Genomic DNA, 833 nt, shown 5'->3' on the forward strand with positions numbered 1-833 from the left:
GGTGCACGAGGCCGGCAACGCCGGGTACGGATCGCTGATCGGATACGTGCGGGCCACCTTCCTGGTGGCGCTGACCGACGCGGCCGGGGTCGGCACCGGTCTGGCGATCATGGGCATCCCCCTCGCGCTGCCGCTGGCATCGGTCGTGTTCCTTGGCGCATTCATCCCGCTGGTCGGTGCCCTGGTCTCGGGCCTGGTGGCCGTCGTGGTCGCGCTGCTGGCCAAGGGCATCGTTTACGCGCTGATCACGCTGGGCCTGCTGATCGCCGTCAACCAGATCGAGGCGCACCTGCTGCAACCGCTGGTGATGGGCCGCGCGGTCTCGATTCACCCGCTCGGGGTGGTGCTCGCCATCTCCACCGGCGGCGTGCTGGCCGGCATCGTCGGCGCCCTGCTGGCGGTCCCGACGGTCGCATTCCTCAACAACGCGATCCACGTGCTGCTGGCACCGGACCCAGAGGCGGAAGCCGAAAAACAGACCGAGCAAGCGGACGAGCAGAGCGCGATCCTGCAGGCCGAACCGGACCAGCCCGAGAACGCATCCGGCTGAGGCCCAAGACTTTTCGCTTGGGCCGGGTGACCGGCTACAGCCGTCCCTCGCGGCGCAGCAGATCCTGCGCGGACAGTCCGCCGCCGGAGCGTCGGCGTTGCCGGGCCGGGTCGCCGTTTTCGTTCTGCTCGTGCGCGTTCACCTGCTCGCTGGCCGCGTTCGGGTCATTCGGGCCCGAGCCTTCCGACCGCATTTTCGGCAGGGCGGTGGTGGGTTCGGCGGCGTCACCGTCCTCGGAACGGTTGCCGGGCACCGGAATGGCCCGCGTCTGATCGCCGGACGG

2 protein-coding genes are annotated in these 833 nt (G+C 70.0%); one reads left to right on the top strand and one right to left on the bottom strand.

Annotated features, from left to right (window positions below):
- Positions 1-550, top strand: a 550-nt coding sequence (locus A5624_RS03640) for an AI-2E family transporter (protein WP_156748785.1), incomplete at its 5' end; no start/stop codon positions are given.
- 34 nt (positions 551-584) lie between these two features.
- Here A5624_RS03640 and A5624_RS28435 read toward each other — a convergent pair.
- The coding region (locus A5624_RS28435) for a hypothetical protein (protein WP_232002193.1) at positions 585-833 on the bottom strand (249 nt) is incomplete at its 5' end.

The sequence above is a fragment of the Mycobacterium sp. 1482292.6 genome, assembly GCF_001672995.1.
Taxonomy (GTDB): domain Bacteria; phylum Actinomycetota; class Actinomycetes; order Mycobacteriales; family Mycobacteriaceae; genus Mycobacterium; species Mycobacterium europaeum_A.